The sequence below is a fragment of the Oceanobacillus caeni genome (assembly GCF_019037185.1).
Classification (GTDB): Bacteria; Bacillota; Bacilli; order Bacillales; family Amphibacillaceae; genus Oceanobacillus; species Oceanobacillus caeni.
Genome location: NZ_JAHHXM010000003.1, coordinates 81,198 through 103,989, shown reverse-complemented (window position 1 = coordinate 103,989; position 22,792 = coordinate 81,198). Strand labels below are relative to the sequence as shown.

General features: G+C 33.9%; 23 protein-coding genes. 22 read left to right on the top strand and 1 reads right to left on the bottom strand.

All coding sequences use genetic code 11. The annotated features are described in order from the left end of the window. Window positions 1-21 precede the first annotated feature (21 nt). From ccsB to KM885_RS18180, 4 genes are all read left to right on the top strand, one after another. The gene (gene ccsB / locus KM885_RS03050) at window positions 22-1,212 is read left to right on the top strand and encodes a c-type cytochrome biogenesis protein CcsB (protein WP_047184989.1); all 1,191 of its coding nucleotides are present in this window, start codon (window positions 22-24) and stop codon (window positions 1,210-1,212) included. 149 nt (window positions 1,213-1,361) lie between these two features. Continuing rightward, a complete protein-coding gene (locus tag KM885_RS03045) occupies window positions 1,362-2,078 on the top strand; it encodes a response regulator transcription factor (protein WP_047184990.1) in 717 nt (238 codons plus the stop codon). Then, window positions 2,078-3,850 (top strand): ATP-binding protein, encoded by a 1,773-nt coding sequence (locus KM885_RS03040; protein ID WP_047184991.1) that lies wholly within the window; start codon window positions 2,078-2,080, stop codon window positions 3,848-3,850. Before KM885_RS03045 ends, KM885_RS03040 begins: the two co-directional genes overlap by 1 nt. 130 nt (window positions 3,851-3,980) lie before the next feature. Next, a complete protein-coding gene (locus KM885_RS18180) occupies window positions 3,981-4,394 on the top strand; it encodes a DUF4430 domain-containing protein (protein WP_052771695.1) in 414 nt (137 codons plus the stop codon). A 143-nt stretch (window positions 4,395-4,537) separates the two neighbouring features. Here KM885_RS18180 and KM885_RS03030 read toward each other — a convergent pair whose 3' ends face one another. After that, entirely contained in the window at window positions 4,538-4,789 is a 252-nt protein-coding gene (locus KM885_RS03030) for a ferredoxin (RefSeq protein ID WP_047184992.1), read from the bottom strand. Window positions 4,790-5,015: 226 nt separating this feature from the next. Between KM885_RS03030 and KM885_RS03025 the strand changes: the two genes are divergently transcribed. The 18 genes from KM885_RS03025 to KM885_RS02940 all read left to right on the top strand — a co-directional run bounded on the left by KM885_RS03025 (window position 5,016) and on the right by KM885_RS02940 (window position 22,765). Then, window positions 5,016-6,077: a YpbB family protein gene (locus KM885_RS03025; protein WP_047184993.1), complete on the top strand. Its 1,062-nt coding sequence runs from the start codon at window positions 5,016-5,018 to the stop codon at window positions 6,075-6,077. Next, a complete protein-coding gene (locus KM885_RS03020) occupies window positions 6,078-7,607 on the top strand; it encodes a RecQ family ATP-dependent DNA helicase (protein WP_047184994.1) in 1,530 nt (509 codons plus the stop codon). A 57-nt stretch (window positions 7,608-7,664) separates the two neighbouring features. After that, window positions 7,665-7,919, top strand: coding sequence for a hypothetical protein (locus tag KM885_RS03015; RefSeq protein ID WP_047184995.1), 255 nt, complete (start codon window positions 7,665-7,667; stop codon window positions 7,917-7,919). A 288-nt stretch (window positions 7,920-8,207) separates the two neighbouring features. Then, window positions 8,208-8,786, top strand: coding sequence for a genetic competence negative regulator (locus tag KM885_RS03010; RefSeq protein WP_047184996.1), 579 nt, complete (start codon window positions 8,208-8,210; stop codon window positions 8,784-8,786). 38 nt (window positions 8,787-8,824) lie between these two features. Further along, window positions 8,825-9,748, top strand: coding sequence for a D-alanine--D-alanine ligase (locus KM885_RS03005; RefSeq protein ID WP_047184997.1), 924 nt, complete (start codon window positions 8,825-8,827; stop codon window positions 9,746-9,748). Between the two features lie 273 nt (window positions 9,749-10,021). After that, window positions 10,022-11,299 (top strand): Glu/Leu/Phe/Val family dehydrogenase, encoded by a 1,278-nt coding sequence (locus tag KM885_RS03000; protein WP_047184998.1) that lies wholly within the window; start codon window positions 10,022-10,024, stop codon window positions 11,297-11,299. A gap of 80 nt (window positions 11,300-11,379) precedes the next feature. Continuing rightward, complete coding sequence (locus KM885_RS02995) at window positions 11,380-12,360, top strand: YpdA family putative bacillithiol disulfide reductase (protein WP_084824059.1); 981 nt, start codon at window positions 11,380-11,382, stop codon at window positions 12,358-12,360. 137 nt (window positions 12,361-12,497) lie between these two features. Beyond that, on the top strand, window positions 12,498-13,145 hold the full coding sequence (gene prsW, locus KM885_RS02990; protein ID WP_047185000.1) for a glutamic-type intramembrane protease PrsW: 648 nt from the start codon (window positions 12,498-12,500) through the stop codon (window positions 13,143-13,145). Window positions 13,146-13,295: 150 nt separating this feature from the next. Next, complete coding sequence (sleB, locus tag KM885_RS02985) at window positions 13,296-14,162, top strand: spore cortex-lytic enzyme (protein WP_047185001.1); 867 nt, start codon at window positions 13,296-13,298, stop codon at window positions 14,160-14,162. 14 nt (window positions 14,163-14,176) lie between these two features. Beyond that, window positions 14,177-15,520 (top strand): germination protein YpeB, encoded by a 1,344-nt coding sequence (gene ypeB / locus KM885_RS02980; RefSeq protein WP_047185002.1) that lies wholly within the window; start codon window positions 14,177-14,179, stop codon window positions 15,518-15,520. Between the two features lie 366 nt (window positions 15,521-15,886). Next, window positions 15,887-16,567 (top strand): (d)CMP kinase, encoded by a 681-nt coding sequence (cmk, locus tag KM885_RS02975; protein WP_047185120.1) that lies wholly within the window; start codon window positions 15,887-15,889, stop codon window positions 16,565-16,567. A gap of 21 nt (window positions 16,568-16,588) precedes the next feature. Continuing rightward, window positions 16,589-17,191: a lysophospholipid acyltransferase family protein gene (locus KM885_RS02970; RefSeq protein WP_047185003.1), complete on the top strand. Its 603-nt coding sequence runs from the start codon at window positions 16,589-16,591 to the stop codon at window positions 17,189-17,191. Window positions 17,192-17,335: 144 nt separating this feature from the next. Then, window positions 17,336-18,469 carry a 30S ribosomal protein S1 gene (gene rpsA, locus KM885_RS02965; RefSeq protein ID WP_047185004.1) on the top strand — a complete coding sequence of 378 codons (1,134 nt, stop codon included), beginning with the start codon at window positions 17,336-17,338 and terminating at the stop codon, window positions 18,467-18,469. Window positions 18,470-18,608: 139 nt separating this feature from the next. Beyond that, window positions 18,609-19,211 carry a YphA family membrane protein gene (locus KM885_RS02960; protein ID WP_216883504.1) on the top strand — a complete coding sequence of 201 codons (603 nt, stop codon included), beginning with the start codon at window positions 18,609-18,611 and terminating at the stop codon, window positions 19,209-19,211. Further along, entirely contained in the window at window positions 19,208-20,110 is a 903-nt protein-coding gene (locus tag KM885_RS02955) for a YIEGIA family protein (protein WP_047185006.1), read from the top strand. The genes KM885_RS02960 and KM885_RS02955 overlap by 4 nt, the downstream gene beginning before the upstream one ends. Next, complete coding sequence (locus KM885_RS02950; protein ID WP_047185007.1) at window positions 20,100-20,285, top strand: capping complex subunit for YIEGIA; 186 nt, start codon at window positions 20,100-20,102, stop codon at window positions 20,283-20,285. The genes KM885_RS02955 and KM885_RS02950 overlap by 11 nt, the downstream gene beginning before the upstream one ends. A gap of 120 nt (window positions 20,286-20,405) precedes the next feature. Then, window positions 20,406-21,716: a ribosome biogenesis GTPase Der gene (gene der / locus KM885_RS02945; protein WP_047185008.1), complete on the top strand. Its 1,311-nt coding sequence runs from the start codon at window positions 20,406-20,408 to the stop codon at window positions 21,714-21,716. A gap of 11 nt (window positions 21,717-21,727) precedes the next feature. After that, a complete protein-coding gene (locus KM885_RS02940) occupies window positions 21,728-22,765 on the top strand; it encodes an NAD(P)H-dependent glycerol-3-phosphate dehydrogenase (RefSeq protein WP_216883503.1) in 1,038 nt (345 codons plus the stop codon). Window positions 22,766-22,792 lie beyond the last annotated feature (27 nt).

Below are 22,792 nucleotides of genomic sequence, written 5' to 3'. Positions count from 1 at the left end.
GTGATCAAGGAGGAATTTTTTATGGATCTATTAAGTATTAGTAGTACGGCATTATATACAGCTTTCATCTTGTATTTAATTGCCACATTTTTCTTTGGTGCTACTATTAAAGATAAACAAACAGATAATAAGAAAAAAGGATTTTCAGGAAAGATTGCCATCACACTTACGATTATTGGATTCCTAGCACAGCTTGTTTACTTTATAACAAGATGGATTTCAAGTGGACATGCTCCAGTAAGTAATATGTTTGAGTTTCTAACATTTCTAGGAATGGCTTTAGTACTTGGCTTTATTATTCTATATGCATATTATAAACTCAGTTTCTTAGGCTTATTCGCTCTTCCTATTGCCATGATCATTATCGCTTATGCAAGTATGTTTCCAACTGAAATATCACCATTAGTGCCTTCGTTGCAAAGTCACTGGTTATATATACACGTGACAACGGTCGCATTAGGTCAGGGTATTCTTGGGATAAGCTTTGTAGTTGGTTTAATGTACTTGATTAAAGAGGTTGATCAAACTGTAAGAAGTAAAGAAACAACATGGTTGGAAATAGTCATGTATATTTTATTTGTATTCATTGGTTTCATTGTTATTACAACTTCATTTAATTTTATGAACTATAATGCTACTTTTGAGTATGGCCAAGGAAGTAGCGCTGCCACCACCGATTATCATTTACCTGCTATTGCGGCTCCTAACGGTGGTACATTAGTAACGGAAGATGTCATGAAACCATGGTTTGAAACACCTGCTTGGTTCCAAGGTGAAGATGCGGGACGTAAATTTAATACATTAATTTGGTCTGTTATCACAGGAACTGTCATTTATTTGATTACTAGATTGATCTTAAGAAAACGCGTTGGTGCAACTATTCAACCTTTATTAAAAAATATGAAAGCAGATTTATTAGATGAGATAGAGTATCGTTCTGTTGCAATAGGATTTCCAGTTTTTACCTTGGGCGGTTTAATATTTGCTTCGATTTGGGCTGAAATTGCTTGGGGAAGATTTTGGGGCTGGGACCCTAAAGAGGTATGGGCGTTAGTTACATGGTTATTTTTCGCAGCATATTTGCATTTGCGACTATCAAGAGGTTGGCATGGTAAAAAATCCGCTTGGCTTGCTTTGGTAGGTTTCGGAATTATTATGTTTAACCTAATTGTTGTTAACTTAGTGTTAGCTGGATTACATTCTTATGCTTAAAAGTGTACAAGACGAGGTACTTCTAACCTCGTCTGTTTCTTTATAGTGTGTTTTCAAAAAGAGGATGAAAAGGACTTTTTGAACAACCTCTTATACATTTTACTTGCTTTCGTTTATAATTAGTATAATAGAGCTTTAGGGGGATATTTATGTCACAAGAAACAAAAATTTTAATTGCTGATGATGAAGATAGAATTAGAAGATTAATTAGAATGTATTTGGAGCGGGAGGATTATATAATCGAAGAAGCTGATAATGGTAAAGATGCTCTCGAAATGGCATTAGAAAATAACTACCATGTTATTATTTTAGATATCATGATGCCAGAAATGGATGGAATAGAGGTTTGTCAAAAATTAAGAAAAGAAAAATCTACACCGGTAATCATGTTAACTGCTAAAGGGGAAGAGGCGAACCGAGTTCAAGGTTTTGAAGTAGGTGCAGATGATTATATTGTAAAACCATTTAGTCCACGTGAAGCAGTCCTACGTGTTAAAGCATTATTACGAAGAGTAAACGTATCTTCTTTTAATGAACAAGATGTCGTTTCGAAGGATTTATTAGTATTTCCTCATATTACAATTGACTACGATGCACACCGTGTAACTGCAGAAGGGCAGGAAGTTAGTTTAACACCGAAGGAATATGAATTACTATGCTTTTTAGCTAAATCTCCTGATAAAGTTTTCAATCGTGAAGTTTTGCTTAAAGAAGTTTGGCAGTATGAATTTTTTGGAGATTTGAGAACTGTGGATACTCATGTGAAGCGTTTAAGGGAAAAATTGAGTAAGGTTTCTAAAGAAGCAGCAAAAATGATTGTAACGGTATGGGGTGTCGGTTACAAGTTTGAGGTTGATGATAAATAATGTTTTGGCGTAGTGTAGTAGGCAAACTAGCAATAACCATTTTACTGTTAGTTTGCTTTGTGTTATTTATATTATCAATTTTTTTATTACAGTTTTTTGAGAACTTCCACTTGGATGAAGCTGAAACAAGTATGATGAAAACAGCAACTAAAATTTCTTATTTGGTAGATGAACAAGAAGATCATAGTGTAATTCAAGAGACTGTCGATTTAATAAAAGACCCTACTAATCGGGTTGCTATTATTTTTCCGGACGGTGATTTTTGGGTTTCGGAAAGTAATGATAATCATCTTTTTAAATTAGAGGAAGATTGGATTAAGAATGATCCTGAATTAGTGGAAGTGATGACGGAATCAAAGGAATTAAAGAAACAAATTACATTACCAAATAGTGATATGGATGCCATTATTGTCGGAAAACCTGTCTTAAATAATGGTGGTGTTTTTGTTTATCAATCTTTACAGGCAGTAGAGCAAACAAAATTAGAAACTAGAAAAATTATTTATTTAGCCGCCGGTATCGCACTTGTCTTAACTACATTTTTCGCTGTCTTTCTTTCTACGCGTATCACGTCACCGTTAATTAAGATGCGAGAAGCAGCACATGAACTAACCCGAGGTGAGTTTAATACGAAAGTACCGATTTTGACACATGATGAAATTGGTGACCTAGCCATTGAATTCAATCGTATGGGTAGACAACTTAAGTTTCATATAAATGCGCTCAGGCAAGAAAAAGAACAGTTTTCAAGTATTGTAACATCTATGGCCGATGGTGTCGTAACTTTAAATCGAAATGGAGACATGATTGTTATTAATCCTCCAGCAGAGAAATTTTTAGAGAACTGGTACTTTGAACATAATGTAAGTACAAATCTTTCTAATAAACCGCTTCCTGTTGAATTAAAAGAAGTTTTGGAAGAGGTTATTGGTGGGGAGGATAAGGTACTACGTGAAATTGTTATTCAAGGTAGAAACTATGTGATGCTTATGACACCTCTATATGATGGATCACAGGTACGTGGAGCTGTGGCAGTTATTCGTGATATGACCGAAGAAAGACGTTTGGACAAGTTACGAAAAGACTTTATTGCGAATGTATCTCATGAATTAAGAACACCTATATCTATGCTTCAAGGATATAGTGAAGCGATTGTAGATGATATCGCGGAAAGTAAAGAAGAGAAAAATGAACTCGCTAAGATTATTCAAGATGAATCGTTAAGAATGGGTAGATTAGTAAACGAATTACTTGATTTAGCACGTATGGAAGCTGGACATATCCAATTAAATAAAGAAGAAGTAGAAATTCAAGCATTCGTTGAACGAATCTTAAAGAAATTCCAAGGAATTGCAGCGGATAACCAAGTAGAGTTACTATTTGAAAATCATATTAAGAGTAATACTGCCATATTAGATCCCGACCGCGTAGAACAGATTTTCACGAATCTAATTGATAATGCGATTCGCCATACAGATGAAAATGGTTTTGTGAAGGTATCCGTAAAAAATAATGAAAATGAACTGGTTGTATCGATTGAAGACAATGGTAGTGGAATACCTGAAGAAGATTTACCATTTGTTTTCGAAAGGTTCTACAAAGCTGATAAATCAAGAACTAGAAACAAACAGAAAAAAGGAACGGGGCTTGGATTGGCAATTGCTAAGAACATTGTTAATGCGCATAATGGGTCCATAAGTGTTAAAAGTAAACTACATCAAGGTACAACATTTACATTTAATATTCCAAGGGATAAGCAATTCTTCATTTAAAAGGGTTGTTCAAAAAGTCCCGTGAAAATGACCCTTTGATGTTACAAGTCGGCAAGACTCCTTGCTCCTTGAAAAGAAATACATTATTGAACATGCACTTAAATCAATAATCTTGAAGGAAGTGACAAAAGTGGGGAAACATACTCTCGTACTAGCTACCTTTTTTATTTTAATTATCTTTGCAGGATGTTCAGAGAATAATGAAAATAATGTGACAACCAAAACTTCAAATAGTACACATTCTGAAGAAGTCGCTGATGATTTAGTACGAATTACAATTTCTAAAAATAATGGGAAAGAACACATAACCGAAGAAGAAATTCCTATTAAAGGTGGCGAAAATTTACTTGAGTTGATGCAAAATAATTTTTTCACAGAGCAAGTAAACGGTCAAGTCACTTCCATCGAAAGACAAAAAGCAAATGAGGAAGAAAATTTGCTATGGGTTATTATGGTAAATAATGAACCACTTACTGTTCAGCCAGCAGAATATAACGTACAATCTGGCGATAAAATTATTTTTGATCTACATGAAGTGAAATAAATGTTTTAGAAAACTTGGCATTCGCTAGGCTTTAGCGAATGCCTTAGTTGCACTTATGCAAATCTTTATTACCTGAAAAAAATACCAACTTGATTTCAAGCTGGTATTTTCATTGGATTATCATATAATAAAGATGTATTTATTCATTCTCCATATTTTAATGGATTACCATCAAATGTTTTTTTAGATATTTTAATAGAATCTGTTGGACAACCTTCATATGCGTCTAACACATCGTCCACATATTGATTGGGAACACATTTTGTACCTTTATTGTCATCGATTATAACGTACGAAATACCCTCATCATCATAATCAAATACTTCTGGTGCTGCCGCTCCACATGCTCCGCAAGCGATACAAGTTTCTTGATGTACTATAGTAAATATCGACATTATAATCCTCCTAAAAAGCCAAACCAACTAATTTTATTGTAAAATTAAATAACATATTATTCAATCATACTTTTTATCCCACCTTAAGCCACTGGAGAAACAAAGAAGATAGGTGGGAGATTAACTGCCCATAAAGGTGCGATAAGTGCGACTAACTATCAGCGGGGGAAGGCCCCCTGATAGAAGTCTTCTTTATGAACATATTAAGGGAAAGGAGTTTCTCAGGTTGATATTTGAGCAGATAATACTACATTGTTTTCAAAACATCAAAGCCGAACGTAGCTCTTCTAGTATATATCACTTATTAAAAGGAAAAAGATCGATTCAAACAGTACAGGATGCGCATTTATATTCATTAGGTTCATATTATGGCGTCTATAAAAGTATTTCAAAAGGGTATTATGATAAGAAAATTCATGAATTAGTGAAAGATGATTTATTAGAAATGGTAGACGAACAGGAAGCATTATATCATATTTCTCATAAAGGTTTAGAATGGAAAAACAATCAAGCCTTTCCCTTGTCTTTTAAAGGATTATTATATTTTGATAAAGCAGATATTTTTATGGGACGACTATTGTTGCTCATCCAAACCTTAACGAATAGTAAGATGAATTTCTACTCCTTTATTCCGGTCGTGAATAATCCGGAAATAGAATTATGGGTAAAACATGCATACAGACGGGTGAAAGGTTCTGAATCAGTGATATTATACAAGATATACAGTGAATTAAAACTTTGTTTATCCCAACTTTTGGAAAAGGAAGCGAATATTTTTGTTGATCGACTGACAGGTTATCAGTCTTATGGGATGAGTTTATTTCAATTGTCAAAGGAATATAACATGACGGTGGATGATATACACCTAATCCTTATTAGTATTATTCATCGTATATTAGGTGATTTGGAAGTCGATTCTACGAAATTCCCAATTCTCTCAACTATGGTTGATAAGAAATCATCTTTATCCCAAATTACGAATTCGGCTAGTGAAACATATAAATATTTTTTAAAAGGTTTAACCATCGAGCAAATTGCAAATGTAAGACATTTAAAACTAAATACAATCCAAGATCATTTAGTAGAGATTGCTTTGTATGATCATCAGTTTTCAATTGATCGATATGTAAATAAAAATGAACAAAATGAAATCCTCTCTGCATTAAAAAAAGCGAATTCTCATCGCTTAAAAGATATTAAAAAATTAGTTGATGATCATATTAACTATTTTCAAATCCGGTTAGTTTTGGCTATACAGAACAAACATAATAGACAAGGAGGAAATTAATTGGAACTAGAATTGGAACGAGAATTACAAAAACATTTCCGCTTTTCTACTTTTCGAACTGGACAAAAGGAAATTATCCAAGATGTTCTTAACGGGAATGATGTGCTAGGAATTTTACCTACTGGTTCAGGAAAATCGATATGTTATCAGCTTCCAGCCATCATGATGGACGGATTAACGATTGTTGTTTCTCCTTTAATTTCTTTAATGATGGATCAGGTAAAAGAAATGAAAGCAAATCATTTCAAAAAAGTAATTGCAATCAATAGTTTCATGAATTTTGAAGAAAGAAGAGAAATTTATAGAAATATCCATACCTATAAACTTCTTTTTATTTCACCAGAACTTCTAAGTCAAGATTTTATAATCCATTTATTACAACGTGTAAAAGTTTCTCTCTTTGTGATTGATGAAGCCCATTGCATTTCACAGTGGGGGTATGAATTTAGACCTGATTATTTAAAGTTAAATTCCATTATTGAAAAATTAGGAAACCCACCCACGTTAGCATTAAGTGGTACAGCCACACCTGAGGTTCAAGCGGATATTATGACTTCTTTGAATAAGCCGGAAATGATAAAACATATATATCCTATGGACAAGCCCAATATTGCTTTTTGTATAGAAGAAGTGGAAAATGATCAAGAAAAAAATGACATGATTATCCAACTATTAAAAAAGTATAATATACCTACGTTAATATATTTTTCAAGTAGATTAACAGCAGAAAGTTTTACAAGATTCCTTTCTGAGAAGTTACAAGGCAGGCGGGTTGGCTTTTACCATGCCGGGATGGAACCAATGGATCGAGTTATGATCCAGCAACAATTTATGAATAATCAATTAGATATCGTTTGTTGTACAAGTGCTTTTGGCATGGGAATAAATAAAGGTAATATTAGACTAATCATTCATTACCATATACCGTTGCAACTCGAATCATTTATTCAGGAAGTTGGAAGAGCCGGGCGGGATGGAAAATCAAGTGTTAGCTTATTACTTTTTTCTAAAAGTGATATGTTACTACCTAATCATTTGATAAAAAGTGAATTACCCGATGCAAAAGATTTATCCAATGTATTCGGATATTTGCGTGATCTAACTTTACAAGATATGGATTTACCAAAAGATGATGTACAAATCCAAAACCTTTTCAACCTTAACGAAACTCAATGGAGATTTTTGCGATATCAGTTAGAGAAGCATCATTTGATCCATGACAACAAAATTATGGATTATAATAAAACTTGGGAAGACATTTATCAATCTATATTCCATGTTATAAACAGCCGTGTTAAACTAAAGATAAGTAAACTTACTGAAATCATAAAATGGATTCACGAAGATAGGTGTTTAAGAGATACTTTATATCAAGGTTTTCAACCGACACATAGTGGAGCCGAGTTTCAATGTTGCAGTAACTGCGGATTTACATGGTCAGAATGGACCCCAGAACAACAGGAAATCGAAAGTAATTTGGGGTTAAACTGGGAGAATAAACTAAAAAAACTTCTGTTACTAGATATATAGCGGAAAAAGTTAACCAATTTTCATTATGAATCGCTTTAATGGTGAGGTGTAGTGTACATGAGTGTGAAAATAAAAGAAGATCAAGCATCAGAGCTTAGAAATTTACTAGATGGTATAGAAAATGAAAAAGAATCAAAAGAAGAAGACCCTCAAAAAGCGAAAATAGATGTATTAAATTTACCGCCTAGAAAGGAAATACATACGAATAAAGGTAGAACCCATTTTAAATTTGATAAGCCATTTATTAGGTTTATTACTGTCATTATATTTGCGACCATTATAGTTGCTGTGTATTATTTTATCATAGGTTAACTAGCTGGCAGATTAGTCCATCTAAGATTTGGTGAAAGGGTAGTAAATCCCCACTGATGGAAGTCTTCTTTATTGCCTGGAATCGGAAGGAGCTCTAAAATGAGAAAGAAATCTTACTTGGAAAAAGTTCAATTATAAATCAATATGCATATAATAATGTAAATAATGGATTTATTAGAAAACTTGGTATTGCTATTAGGCTGGTGAATGGCCTTAGTTGCACCTATGCAGAATGGAAAGATTGGATTTTTATACTTTCTTATCTGCCTAAAAAAGGAGGATACTGGTATGCGGGTGGAACGTTTGTCTGATGATCAATTTTCTATATTCCTACATTTCGATGATCTAGTGGAACGAGGTTTTACGACAAAAGATTTATGGAAAGATGCATCAAGTGTCCGAAGTTTATTCAGTGATGTAATGTACGAGGCTAGTTCAGAGATTGGATTTGAATTAGAAGGAATGCTGCTTGTACAAGTTCATTTAATGCAAGCTCAAGGTATGCATGTTATCGTAACACAGGAAATAGAAGAGATGGATTGGGATGATGATTATATTGAAATGAAGGTTACTTTAGATGAAAGTAATGAAATTATATTTTCCTTTTCCGAATTTGAAGATATAATACGATCAGCTTCTTATTTATCCTTTAAATCTATTACTGGTGGCCAGGTTTATTATATGAACGATCGTTATTATATGCTCTTTACGGAAGATGATGTATCATTGGAGACAAGGGAAGATATCATTGCAATATTATCTGAGTATGCAGCTCCAAGTATTGTAACTTCCTATAGATTAAATGAATACGGTAAAAAAATATATAAAAATAATGCTGTTCAACAAATTTTAGATGTATTTTATTAATAATAGTTTGAAAGCGTGTAGTTAGAGGAGTGCGTAGTATGAAAATTGCTGTTCTTTACGGCGGGATTTCTGGGGAAAGGGAAGTTTCTCTCTCATCCGGGAAAGGGATTATCAATGCATTAAAAGCAAAAGGTCATGAAGTAATTGGAATTGATTTTGACCCGGAACATCTGGAGGAAATCATTCAATTAAAAGTTGACTTAGTCTTTATAGGTTTACATGGGAAACTTGGAGAAGACGGTAGAATTCAAAGTTTATTAGAAATGTTAAAAATTCCATACGTTGGTTCAGGAGTCTTAGCTTCGGCTCTAGCGATGGATAAAGCAAAAGCTAAACAGATTTTCGATATGAACCAAATTCCAGTTGCAAAAAGTGAAACATATACGTTATTAGATAAACAAGGTACGGATAGTATAGTTACTAATATCAAGGAGACCTTTCAGATACCATTTGTAATAAAACCAAATCAAGAAGGTTCAACCTTAGGATTATCCATCATCAATGATGAAAAGGAAATTTATGATGCTGTTAATAAGGCATTTAATAGTGATAATACCATTTTAGTAGAAGATTTCATTAAAGGAAAAGAATTAACAGTTCCCGTGATGGGTTCCCCAGGTAATGAAAAAGCACTTCCTATTATTGAAATTATTCCTAAAAATTCTTATTATGATTATGAATCGAAGTATGCACATGGTGGCAGTGAACATATTGTACCTGCAAAAATAGATGAACAATTAACGAAGCAAATTCAAGCATTTGCTGTCAGGGCTCATCAAGCACTAGGTTGTGAAACATATTCAAGAGTTGACTTTATTTTATCCGAAAAGAATGTACCAGTTATTTTAGAGGTAAATACATTACCTGGAATGACTCCAACAAGTCTTTTCCCTGATTCGGCAAAAGCGGTCGGTATATCGTATGAAGATATGGTTGAGCAATTTGTTAAGTTATCCATATAATTTTACTTTAATTGTATGTTCAAAAAGGAGGATGAAAAGGACTTCTACGTTGCCCATAGACGTGGGCGTCCCTTAGTAGAAGTCCCGCCATCGCTAACGAACTTCTTTAAAGGAAGGCAGACTAAAAGCACGCTTCCTCCTTTTAGTGGCATGTTATTTTTACCGGACTTTTTGAACAACTTCTTTAATTGCATATTTATGGTGAACGTGTATACTAGTCATTAAATAGAATGTTTGCAAATTACTATGGTGCATAATGTAGGAGGTAAATGCATGGTAGCCGAACAACCAGCAGACTCTAATTCAAATCAAGAAAACATGGATGTTTTATCGTCTACACGTACGGTGATCAAAACTGCATTAGAAAAATTAGGTTACCCGGAGGAAGTTTATTCGCTACTCAAAGAGCCATTAAGGATGATGACTGTTCGAATACCAGTTAGGATGGATGATGGAAATGTCAAAGTTTTTACTGGTTATCGGGCTCAACATAATGATGCTGTAGGACCAACAAAAGGTGGAATAAGGTTTCATCCAAAAGTAACGGAAAATGAAATTAAGGCACTTGCTATATGGATGAGTTTAAAAGCTGGAATTGTTGATCTTCCATATGGTGGGGCTAAAGGTGGAATTGTTTGTGATCCAAGAGAAATGTCTTTCCGCGAATTAGAAGGACTTAGTCGTGGATATGTACGAGCGGTTAGTCAAATTGTCGGACCTACGAAGGATATTCCTGCTCCGGATGTATTTACGAACTCACAAATTATGGCGTGGATGATGGATGAATATAGTCGTATTGATGAGTTTAATAGCCCTGGATTCATAACTGGAAAACCTATTGTTTTGGGTGGATCTCACGGAAGAGAGACGGCAACTGCAAAAGGAGTCACAATCGTTCTTAAGGAAGCAGCTAATAAAAAAGGGTTAAATGTTAAAGACGCTAGAGTAATTGTTCAGGGTTTTGGTAATGCAGGTAGTTATCTTTCTAAGTTTCTACATGACTCCGGGGCAAAAGTTGTTGGTATATCAGATGCCTATGGGGCGCTTTATGATCCAAAAGGTCTAGATATCGATTATTTGCTTGATAGACGAGATAGTTTTGGTACAGTTACAAAGTTATTTAATAATACGATTACAAACAAAGAATTATTAGAGCAAGAATGTGATATTCTAGTACCTGCAGCAGTTGAAAATCAAATTACAAAAGAAAATGCTAATAATATTAAAGCAAGTATTGTTGTAGAAGCAGCAAATGGACCAACAACAATGGAAGCGACAAAGATTTTAACGGACAGAGGAATTTTACTCGTGCCTGATGTGCTAGCATCGGCCGGCGGTGTCACCGTATCTTATTTTGAATGGGTTCAAAATAACCAAGGCTATTATTGGTCCGAACAAGAAATTGATCAAAAACTTAATGAAATTATGATAAAATCATTCAATACGATTTATAATACAGCTAAAACAAGAAGAGTAGATATGCGTTTATCAGCGTATATGGTCGGTGTTAGAAAAATGGCTGAAGCATCTAGATTTAGAGGCTGGGTATAATCCAAGAATAAAGACGAAAAAACTCTTATCATATATAATAGGGTAAGAGTTTTTTAATTTTTACAAAGGAAGTGAAGTAATTGCATCACGAGGAGGTCATTATAGTAGGTGGAGGACCCTGTGGTATGTCATGTGCGATTGAATTACAAAATGCGGGTATGAATCCACTTATTATCGAAAAAGAAAATATTGTAAATACAATTTATCAATTTCCAACTCACCAAACTTTCTTTAGTTCAAGTGAAAAGTTAGAAATTGGTGGCGTCCCATTTATTACAGAGAATAAAAAACCAGTTAGAAATCAAGCTCTAGCATACTATAGAGAAGTTGCGCTAAGAAAAAACTTGAGAATTCATTCATTTGAAAATGTCCAGAAAATCACACGAAATGGAAATCATTCGTTTGTAGTTGAAACGGAGACAATGGATGGAGAAGAAAGAATTTATAAAGCCAATCATGTAGTGGTTGCTACTGGGTATTATGATCAACCTAATTATATGCATGTTCCTGGGGAGAATCTCCCTAAAGTAATGCATTATTTTAAAGAAGCACATCCTTATTTTGATAAAGATATAGTTGTAATTGGTGGCAAAAACTCTGCCGTTGATGCCACGTTAGAGTTACATAAAGCTGGTGCAAGGGTAACGGTGATCTATCGAGGAAGTGAATATTCAACAAGTGTAAAACCATGGATTTTACCTGAATTTGACTCATTGGTACGTAATGGACATGTTAAGATGGTATTTAACTCTCAAGTAACGGAAATAACAAATGATGCAGTTTCCTATTCTGTGAATGGTCAAGAGCATACCATTAAAAATGATTTTGTTTTCGCTATGACAGGTTACCAACCTAATGTTTCTTTTCTAGAAAATATAGGAGTGCATGTAGACAAGAATACTGGAAAACCAGATTATAATGAAATAACCTATGAAACAAATGTGCCAGGGGTATATATTGCGGGAGTTGTAGCAAGTGGTTTTAACAACAATGAAATATTTATTGAAAATGGACGCTTTCATGGACAAGGTATTGCTGAATCCATCATTAATAAAAAATAGCAGGAATTTTTTCCTGCTATTTTTTATTGGTGCTGGGATCACAAATGATTACTTCGAACGATTTTTATATTTAGTATTTCCTTAAAAGAAGCCTCATGGTAGGATAATAGTAGTGAATCGAAAAGAGGTTTAGATAAATGGTTGGGTTATTATCGGCTGGTCTAGCTCCAGCCTTTGCGATAATGTCATTTATATATTTAAAAGATCGGTTTACTGAACCAATTTCACTAATTATTAAAATGTTTATTTCTGGGGCATTATTAGTTTTTCCGATTATGTTTATTCAATATGCATTAAATGCGGAAAATTTGACAAATAGTCACTTTATACAGTCTTTTTTCTTTGTTGCATTATTAGAGGAATTTTCCAAATGGTTCTTATTTATATATATGATTTATCATCATGAAGAATTCGACGACCATTATGATGGGATTGTATATGCAGTGGCTATCAGTTTGGGTTTTGCTTCATTAGAGAATATTCTTTATTTGCTAACGAATGGGATAGAATATGCCTTTTTGAGAGCCTTCTTCCCTGTGTCATCACATGCTCTTTTTGGCGTGATAATGGGTTACTATTTTGGTAAGGCAAAAGTAATAGATTGTCATACTAATTGGAACCGTATTTTTGCATTTCTATTTCCTTTTTTACTGCACGGTGTATACAATTACATCTTAATTGGTATATCAAGCCATTGGACTTATTATCTTATTCCGTTTATGATTATTCTTTGGTTAATTGCTTTACACCGCATCAAAGTAGCAAATCAAGTAACATTTCTATAAAAAACAACAAAAGGAGCCTGATGTTTTTATACATCAGGTTCTTTTTGTTGTTTAGGAAGTCATCATAATTAGAGAATTTACTATTGGTGTATAAAATAGAGGGTTTATCAAAAAATAGTTGTACAAAACTTCGTATCAGGAGGCAAAGCAATGATTTATAAGCGAACAAGTCTATTATTTATAGTTATATGCACCTTGTTTGTAGTAGTTGAAGCATCGAATGAATCAAAAACAGTACACGCGTTTAGTTCACAGGTTATACAACAAGGGGCTGTCGGTGATGATGTTATTGAATTACAAGCAAGATTACAATATATAGGGTTTTACAATGGCAAAATTGATGGGGTCTTTGGTTGGAGAACATACTGGGCATTAAGAAATTTCCAATATGAATTTGGTATGAAAATAGATGGCCTAGCCGGACAAACAACAAAAAATAAACTGGCGCAGGTTACGGAATATGATAAGGCATATGTCAAACAACAAATAGAGAGCGGAAATAAATTTACTCATTATGGTGGTACAGGCAAAAATAAACAATCAAGTCCACCAAAATCCAATAATCAGGGTGGGGCAAAGCAACAAGCACCGAGTAATAATCAACAAGGACAAACTACAGGTGGGGGGGCAAATGTGACTGCTGTAAATGTGCCCCAAGGATTTTCACAAAATGATATTCAATTAATGGCGAATGCGGTGTATGGAGAAGCGAGGGGAGAACCGTATGAAGGACAAGTGGCGGTGGCTTCCGTTATTTTAAATCGCTTGGATAGTCCAACTTTCCCTAATACAATAGCTGGCGTTATTTTTGAACCAAGAGCATTTACTGCAGTCGCAGATGGTCAAATATGGCTTACACCTAATGAAACAGCAAGGAAGGCAGTTTTGGATGCTATTAATGGATGGGATCCAACTGGTAATGCTATTTATTATTTTAATCCTGACACAGCTACATCAGCTTGGATTTGGTCTAGACCGCAAATTAAACAAATTGGAAAACATATATTCTGTAAATAGGATGGTGAATATTAATGAAAAGATGGATATTGATAGCCTTATTGGCCGTAGTTGTTTTAGGTACAGCTTTTTGGGGTTATCAGGAACACCAAGAGAAGAATGCTATTCTGATCCAAGCGGAAAATAACTATCAGAGGGCCTTCCATAATCTCGCTTACCATATTGATTTATTACATGATCAGATTGGTACAGCACTTGCGATGAATTCAGATAAGCGATTATCCCCACAAATGGTAGACATTTGGAGAATAACATCTGAAGCTTCCTCGGATGTGGGTCAACTCCCTTTAGCGCTATTACCTTTTAATAAAACAGAGGAATTCCTATCACAAGTAGGTGACTTTACTTATCAAACAGCAGTAAGAAACTTAGATGATTCTCCCTTAACAGATGAGGAAACAGAAAAGTTAAAACAGTTATATAACCAATCTGCAGAAATAGAACAGGAATTAAGAAAAGTTCAGCACATAGCATTAGAGGAAAACTTACGTTGGATGGACGTCCAAGTAGCGTTAGCAACCGAGGGAGACAAAGGGGATAATACCGTAATAGACGGCTTAAAAACGGTAGAAAAAAAAGTTGAAGGATTTTCAGAGGCAAATGCGGAGCCGTCTATTATGGGAACTTCAACAAAGGATCATGAGTATAAATATTTAGAAGGAAGTAAGAAAATAAGCGAGAATGAAGCGTTAAAAATTAGTAAGGATATTCTAAAAGTTAAAGATCCATCGAAAATTAACCTATCTGAAACTGGAAAAGGAGCAGATGTACCGGTATATACGGCTACTTATGTTAACGGAGACCAACGTGGTTTTGTAGACATTACTAAACAAGGCGGTAATCCAATCACCTTATTAAAAAATAGACCAGTTGATAAAAAGAAAATAAGTTTAAATGAGGGTATGGAAAATGCTACAAAGTATATGAAGCAATTAGGCTTTGAAGATATGGTTTTATTTCAAAGTAGTCAATATGATAATATAGGATCATTTACTTACTTATATAGTCAGGACGGTGTAAGAGTTTATTCTGATACTATTGAAGTTAAAGTAGCATTAGATAATGGTGAAATATTAGGATTAACTTCACAAAATTATATGAAAAACCATAGAGAGAGAAAAATACCTAAGCCGAAAATATCAAATACAGAAGCAAAAGAAATGGTGAATCCAAATGTAAATATACAAGAGGAATTTTTGGCTATTATCGACAATGATTTGGGAGAAGAAGTTTTAGCTTATGAATTTTTAGGTGTAAACGGTGATGATACGTATCGAATATTTATCAATGCTTTAGATGGAAAAGAAGAAAAAGTTGAAAAACTTGGTGGAAGTGAAATGAATTATGCTATAAATTGAAATCCACTCAGTGGGCTTACAGTCAGTTAAGACGTGATTAACTAAGGGATAGGTTTAAAACCTTTCCCTTTTTAATATCTACATAAAGATAGGCTCTTACATACCTCTTACATACTCCCTGAAGTAAAAGAAGCCAAAATACCAGCTTTAGTTGTACCATTTCCAGATAAAAAAGAAATGCAATAATATCTTTTAATAAATAGACCATTTTTTTCAATGTATGTTATTATTCTAGTTAGGAATGTTAATCATAAACTGCAAGTTCAACTTGCAATCAGTGGAAGGTGGAAGTCAATTCAACTACCACTGAATAAGTTTCAAATATTTACCAGGATGGAATGAGAGGAATGAATAAAAAATAACATGATTGAAAAAAGAATTGCTGTCGCAATAGATGGCCCCGCAGCTGCTGGGAAAAGTACAGTGGCAAAAATAGTTGCTGAAAAGCTATCCTATATCTATATTGATACTGGTGCCATGTATCGTGCATTAACTTTAAAAGCTTTAAAACAACAATTAGATTTAAAAAATGAATCAAAAATAGAAGAACTTTTATTACATACGATTATTGAATTAAACCAAAAAGAAAATAGACAAATCGTTCTACTTGATGGGGAGGATGTAACAGAAGAAATTCGCAACCAAGAAGTAACAAATTATGTTTCTTATATTGCTAAAATCCCCACGGTTCGCGAGCAAATGGTTCTTAGACAACAGAAACTTGCTGAAAATCGTGGTGTAGTGATGGATGGAAGAGATATAGGTACTCACGTCTTACCAGATGCAGAAGTAAAAATATTTTTAATTGCAAGCGTAGAAGAAAGAGCAATGCGCAGGTATGAAGAAAATAAACGTCGTGGAATTTTTACTGATTTGGAAGAACTTAAAGAAGATATTAAAAAACGCGATGAAATGGATATGAATCGTGAAGTATCTCCTTTAATTAAGGCAGATGATGCAGTGGAAGTTGATACGACTTCTTTAACAATCGATGAAGTTGTACAAGAAATATTAAATGTAGTTTCTAGCTATTTGAAAGAAGTTTAGTTTAGTAAAGGGAGAGAATATATGCTTTATACAATTGCTAAAAAAATAGTGGCAATGATCTTATTTCCTTTATACCGTATTAAAATTATTGGTAAAGAAAATATTCCATCAACAGGCCCCGTAATTATTTGCTCAAACCATATATCGAATTTAGATCCCCCAGTTGTCGGAATCACGTCTCCAAGAAAAATTCATTTTATGGCAAAAGGAGAATTATTTGAGAATTTCTTGTTTGGGAAATTGTTAACTGGTATTAATGCATTTCCTGTAAAACGTGGTTTAGCTGATAGAAATGCGTTAAGAAAAGGTCTAGAATTATTAAAAGATGGCAATTCAGTTGGATTATTTCCTGAGGGTACACGTAGTAAGACTGGAGAAATTGGCAAACCATTAGCCGGTGTAGGTTTCTTTGCTTTAAGATCTGACGCACAAGTTATACCATGTGCAATTATCGGCCCTTATAAGAAGTTTCAAAAATTAACAGTAATATACGGAGAACCTATGGATATGGAATATTATCGAACAAATAAAAAATCTGCAAAAGAAGTAGCAGAAGCGATTATGGATGAAATAAGAAAGTTAAAAGAAAATCATGAAAATCAAGTATCTTCACTTGACAAATAATTACAATTATTAGAAGTTATATAGAAAGAAAAGGTTTTAATTAGATTTATTAATAGGTGGGAGAGTATAAAAATCTTTTCCCGCCTGCATTAATGCAACTTAGGCAATTGCCAAGTTTTCTAATTGCAATAGGAGGTTATGGATATGGGTGAAGAAAATAAAGAATTACTAGAATTGCATGTAGATGACACCATTACAGGTAAGGTAGTTAGATTAGAAGAGAAACAAGTTCTTGTAGATATTGGTTACAAGACTGAAGGCATCCTTCCAATAAGTGAGTTATCTAATCTTCATGTAGAGTCAACTAATGATGTTGTTAAAGAAGGAGATGAGCTAACACTTAAAGTTAAAAAAGTGGAAGATGATGAGGTAATCCTATCTAAAAGAGCTGTAGACTCAGAGCTTGCTTGGAATGATTTAGTTGAGAAATACGAAAAAGGTGAAGTATTCGAAACAGAAGTAAAAGAGGTTGTAAAAGGCGGCCTAGTAGCAGATGTAGGAGTTCGTGGATTTATTCCCGCTTCACTTGTAGAAACTTTCTATGTTGACGATTTCACGGATTATAAAGGTAAAAAATTAACAGTAAAAATTGTAGATTTAGATAAAGAAAAGAGTCGTATTATTTTATCTCACCGAGCTGTTGTGGAAGCTGAAGAAAATGAGAAAAAGGTTGTATTACTTCAATCCCTTGAACCTGGACAAGTAGTAGAAGGAACGGTTCAAAGAATCACTAACTTTGGTGTTTTTGTTGATCTTGGCGGTATTGATGGATTAGTACACATTTCTCAGCTTGCTCATGAGCATGTTGAAAAAGCTTCTGACATTGTTTCGGAAGGAGATAAAATTAAAGTTGAAATTTTATCTATTGACCGTGATAACGAACGTATTTCACTTTCCCATAAAAATACATTACCTGGACCATGGACGAATATTGAAGAACGTATTTCAAGTGGAGACACTTTAGAAGGAACAGTAAAAAGGCTTGTAAACTTCGGAGCTTTTGTAGAAGTTTTACCAGGTGTAGAAGGTCTGGTTCATATTTCTCAAATTGCTAATCGTCACATTGGTACTCCCCAAGAGGTTCTAGAAGTTGGCCAAAAAGTTAACGTAAAAGTTCTTGACATTAATGAAAGTGAAAAACGTATTTCATTAAGTATTAAAGAACTTGAACAGGAGCAAGCAGAACAAGAGTACAAACAATATGAAAAAGAAGAAGAAGAATTCGGTATTCATCTCGGTGATTTAATTGGCGATAAACTGAATAAGTATAAGAAGTAAATGAAAAAGGCTTTTTCCACTAGGAAAAAGCCTTTTTCATTATTTTTATTTAGGGGGGACAGAAAAACAATTTTTGAAATTGTATAAATTTAACGTAATCCAGTAATAATGCGTAATAATAGGAGGTGAAAGGTAAAAAGTGGAAGAAGGTATTTTATTTTTTTGGGCTAGTTGGTTACTTTGGATCATTGTTACATTTCTTATGAAAAAATCATCCAGACGTACCATTTTAGCTTATTGGATTTTATTGACGATTATAAGTTCTTCTTTATATTTCCATATTGGTCCTTTTATGTTTTCGTTAGCTATTTTTACACTTTTTATTGGAAGTATTATATTAATGTCCAAACAAACAAAAACATTCTACCATTTACTTTCAGCATTTACAATAACCATCTGTTATTCCGCATTACTGCTTTGGGAAAAGATTTCACCAATTTGGGTTATTTTACCTAGAGAAATTCTAATTTCTATTATCATTAGTTGTTTTGTATATGTACTTTGTCATAACTTTGTAGGTCGGATAAGTATTTGCCTATTCGGAATGCTTACTGGAGAAATGATTTATAGTTTTATTTTATCCAGTTACGGGTTTCAGGAAGTAGTAGGAGAAAAGGCATTTTTAGATACTTTAATATGTACCCTTTTAATATTGTCTGTTTTAGACATACTACATAAAGGGAAAGTTAAAGTTACAACACTCATTACAAAATTATTAACAAAGTTAGAGGTGGCAAAATGAGCGAATTTACTTATCCTATACTATTTGGGATTTTAATAGGTACTTTACTAAGAATAATAATGCTAAGGACAGATTATAGACAATATCCAACCTATCTTCATGGTAAAACGATTCATATATCTTTAGGATTTATCGCAGCGGCATTGGGATCATTAATTATACCAGCTCTTCTATCAAAAGACTATACTGCGGTTACCATTTTAACTGTTGCGGCAACACAATTTAGAGAAGTACGTAACATGGAAAGAAATACATTAAATGAGGTAGACGAATTTGAATTAGTATCAAGAGGAAAGACGTATATTGAAGGAATTGCTATATCTTTTGAAAGTAGAAATTATCTTGTTATGATTACCTCATTTATAGCGACTTTTGTATATATATTGACAAATCTAATCATTGCTATAATAGCCGCTATCATATGTTACATTCTAGCCAAAATTTTAATGAGTGGAAGTGTCTTAAAAGAAGTTGTAGATATTGAATATAAGGATCTGCATTTTGATGGGGCCGGCTTATATGTAGATAATATTTATGTTATGAATATTGGTTTACCGGAAAGACAAGAAGAAATAATGAAATATGGCATGGGATTTGTGTTAACCCCTAAAAACATGAACACCATTACTACGATATCCAATTTAGGACAAAGACAAGCTATTTTACATGATGTGTCCATTGCTTTAGGTGTATTTCGTGATTCAGGAACGCCAGCACTTACACCAATCATTAAACGGGATTTAGATGATGGTAGATTGGGTGTCTTTCTACTACCTCAAGTTAGAGATGTTGATAAGGCCATCGAAATTATCGGAAAGGTCCCTGTTTTAGAAAATGCTATAAGAATGCCTTCTAATTCAAAAGCTCATAATAAGGAGGTTCCTGCAAATGATGATTGAAAAAGCAATATTAGCTATCATTACATTAGATCCATCTAAGGTATCTGGTGGGGCACCCATTTTTATATGTAAAACGAAAGATGAGTTAGAAAATGTTGCGGCCAATATTGAAGCAATTACAGATGGTATCGTTCACGGATTAAGTGATGAATTATATATTGTTGTTAAACATTAATTAACGATATTACCATATTATAATTGTTAATAAATTCTATTTTTGCTAGAATATATTAAGGCTTCGCAACAAGCGAGAGCCTTTTGTTTTAAGAATGTAAAAGAGAAAGGAACTCTTTTTATGAGGAAATCTGTAGTAGCAATAGTAGGAAGACCAAACGTTGGGAAATCAACTATTTTTAATAGACTGGTTGGAGAAAGAATTTCTATCGTAGAGGATACGCCCGGAGTTACAAGGGATCGAATATACTCTGAAGCAGAATGGCTAAACCAAAAATTCAATTTAATTGATACTGGTGGTATCGAAATTGGAGATGAACCATTACTGATACAGATGCGACAGCAGGCTGAAATAGCAATCGATGAAGCGGATGTTATTATTTTTATAGTGAATGGAAAAGAGGGGATAACTGCTGCTGATGAAGAAGTAGCAAAAATGCTGTTTAAATCTAATAAACCTATTGTGTTAGGTGTTAATAAAATGGATAATCCGGAAATGCGAGCAACGGTGTATGAATATTATTCACTTGGTTTTGGAGAACCATATCCGATTTCCGGTGCTCACGGGTTAGGTTTAGGAGATTTATTAGATGAAGTTGTTAGTCATTTTCCTAAAACGGAAGAGGATGAAAAAGAAGAAGATACGATTTACTTCAGTTTAATTGGAAGGCCAAATGTTGGTAAATCTTCTCTTGTTAATGCCATTTTAAATGAAAATCGAGTGATCGTTAGTGATATAGAAGGTACGACCAGGGATGCAATAGATACACATCTACAAAGAGATGGTCAAAACTATGTTATAACGGATACAGCTGGGATGAGAAAACGTGGTAAAGTATATGAATCCACTGAAAAATATAGCGTATTAAGAGCTTTGAAAGCGATAGATCGCTCAGATGTCGTTTTAGTATTAATTGACGCGGAGACAGGAATAAGGGAGCAAGATAAAAAGATTGCTGGTTATGCCCATGAAGCTGGCAGAGCAATTGTAATTGTCGTAAACAAATGGGATACGATTGAATCTAATGAAAAGGCAATGAAAGAATTTGAAATAAAAATAAGGGCACATTTTCAATTCTTGGATTATGCCCCAATCGTCTTTTTATCTGCAAAAACAAAAAAACGATTGCACACGTTAATGCCAATGATTCAATTAGTAAGTGAAAACCATTCCAAACGTATTCCAACAAACGTATTAAATGATGTTATTATGGATGCATTAGCTATGAATCCTACTCCGACAGTTAAAGGAAGAAGGTTAAAAGTTTTATATGCTACTCAAGTAGCTGTTAAACCGCCAAGTTTTGTTATATTTGTAAACGATCCTGAATTAATGCACTTTTCATATAAAAGATTTTTGGAAAATAAAATTAGGGATGCATTTGGATTTGAAGGCACTCCTATAAAGATTTTTGCGCGTAGACGTGGTTAGGGGGAAGACAATTGGATAAAATTGCAGTTCTAGGTGCTGGAAGTTGGGGTACAGCTTTAAGCATTGTACTATCAGATAATAATTATCATGTAAATTTATGGACTTATAAAAAAGAACAAATGGAAGAAATTAATAAGCATCATAAAAATGAACGTTATCTTCATGTACCCCTTCCAGAAAATATTGTTGCGTTTTCAAGTATAGAAAAGGCTGTCGAGGATGTAAAGGCAATAGTAATAGTTGTTCCAACAAAAGCGATAAGAGAAGTTTCGAAAGAGCTTAATAAAATTCTCAATCGACCAGTGCCAATTATTCATGCTTCTAAAGGGATTGAACCAGGTAGTCTAAAAAGAGTATCACAGATGATTGATGAAGAGTTAGAACATTATAACTACGACGATATCGTGGTATTATCCGGTCCGAGCCATGCGGAAGACGTGGCTTTAAGACATCCTACAACTGTAACCGTAGCATCCTTGAACGAAGAATATGCAAAAATTGCGCAAGATATTTTTACCAATGATGCTTTCAGAGTTTACACAAGTACAGATGTTTTAGGTGTTGAACTAGGGGGATCATTGAAAAATATTATTGCATTAGGTGCAGGAATTTCAGATGGGTTAGGTTATGGTGACAATGCTAAAGCTGCCTTAATTACAAGAGGTTTAGCTGAAATAGCAAGACTGGGAACAAAACTAGGTGCAAATCCATTAAGTTTTCTAGGACTTTCTGGTGTAGGAGATTTAATTGTAACGTGTACAAGCGTACATAGTAGGAATTGGCGTGCAGGTAATTTATTAGGGAAGGGACAACCTTTAAATGACGTCCTCGAGCAAATGGGTATGGTTGTAGAAGGTGTTAGAACAGTAAAGGCTGCGTATCGATTTGCTAAGGAAGAGAATGTTGAAATGCCGATTACAACAGGAATATATGATGTTCTCTATAATCATAAAGAACCTAAAGAAATAGTGGAGCAATTAATGACTCGTTCTAAACGAGAAGAAATGGATGATATTGCTCATTTATTATACGAACGTTATTCAAAATAACACGTAATGAAACTCCTTGCATATACT

Coding starts and splice junctions, on each gene's coding strand:
- ccsB (WP_047184989.1), top strand. CDS start 22: ATGGATCTATTAAGTATTAGTAGTACGGCATTATATACAGCTTTCATC.
- KM885_RS03045 (WP_047184990.1), top strand. CDS start 1,362: ATGTCACAAGAAACAAAAATTTTAATTGCTGATGATGAAGATAGAATT.
- KM885_RS03040 (WP_047184991.1), top strand. CDS start 2,078: ATGTTTTGGCGTAGTGTAGTAGGCAAACTAGCAATAACCATTTTACTG.
- KM885_RS03030 (WP_047184992.1), bottom strand. CDS start 4,789: ATGTCGATATTTACTATAGTACATCAAGAAACTTGTATCGCTTGCGGA.
- KM885_RS03015 (WP_047184995.1), top strand. CDS start 7,665: ATGAGTGTGAAAATAAAAGAAGATCAAGCATCAGAGCTTAGAAATTTA.
- KM885_RS03010 (WP_047184996.1), top strand. CDS start 8,208: ATGCGGGTGGAACGTTTGTCTGATGATCAATTTTCTATATTCCTACAT.
- KM885_RS03005 (WP_047184997.1), top strand. CDS start 8,825: ATGAAAATTGCTGTTCTTTACGGCGGGATTTCTGGGGAAAGGGAAGTT.
- KM885_RS03000 (WP_047184998.1), top strand. CDS start 10,022: ATGGTAGCCGAACAACCAGCAGACTCTAATTCAAATCAAGAAAACATG.
- prsW (WP_047185000.1), top strand. CDS start 12,498: ATGGTTGGGTTATTATCGGCTGGTCTAGCTCCAGCCTTTGCGATAATG.
- sleB (WP_047185001.1), top strand. CDS start 13,296: ATGATTTATAAGCGAACAAGTCTATTATTTATAGTTATATGCACCTTG.
- ypeB (WP_047185002.1), top strand. CDS start 14,177: ATGAAAAGATGGATATTGATAGCCTTATTGGCCGTAGTTGTTTTAGGT.
- KM885_RS02970 (WP_047185003.1), top strand. CDS start 16,589: ATGCTTTATACAATTGCTAAAAAAATAGTGGCAATGATCTTATTTCCT.
- rpsA (WP_047185004.1), top strand. CDS start 17,336: ATGGGTGAAGAAAATAAAGAATTACTAGAATTGCATGTAGATGACACC.
- KM885_RS02955 (WP_047185006.1), top strand. CDS start 19,208: ATGAGCGAATTTACTTATCCTATACTATTTGGGATTTTAATAGGTACT.
- KM885_RS02950 (WP_047185007.1), top strand. CDS start 20,100: ATGATGATTGAAAAAGCAATATTAGCTATCATTACATTAGATCCATCT.
- der (WP_047185008.1), top strand. CDS start 20,406: ATGAGGAAATCTGTAGTAGCAATAGTAGGAAGACCAAACGTTGGGAAA.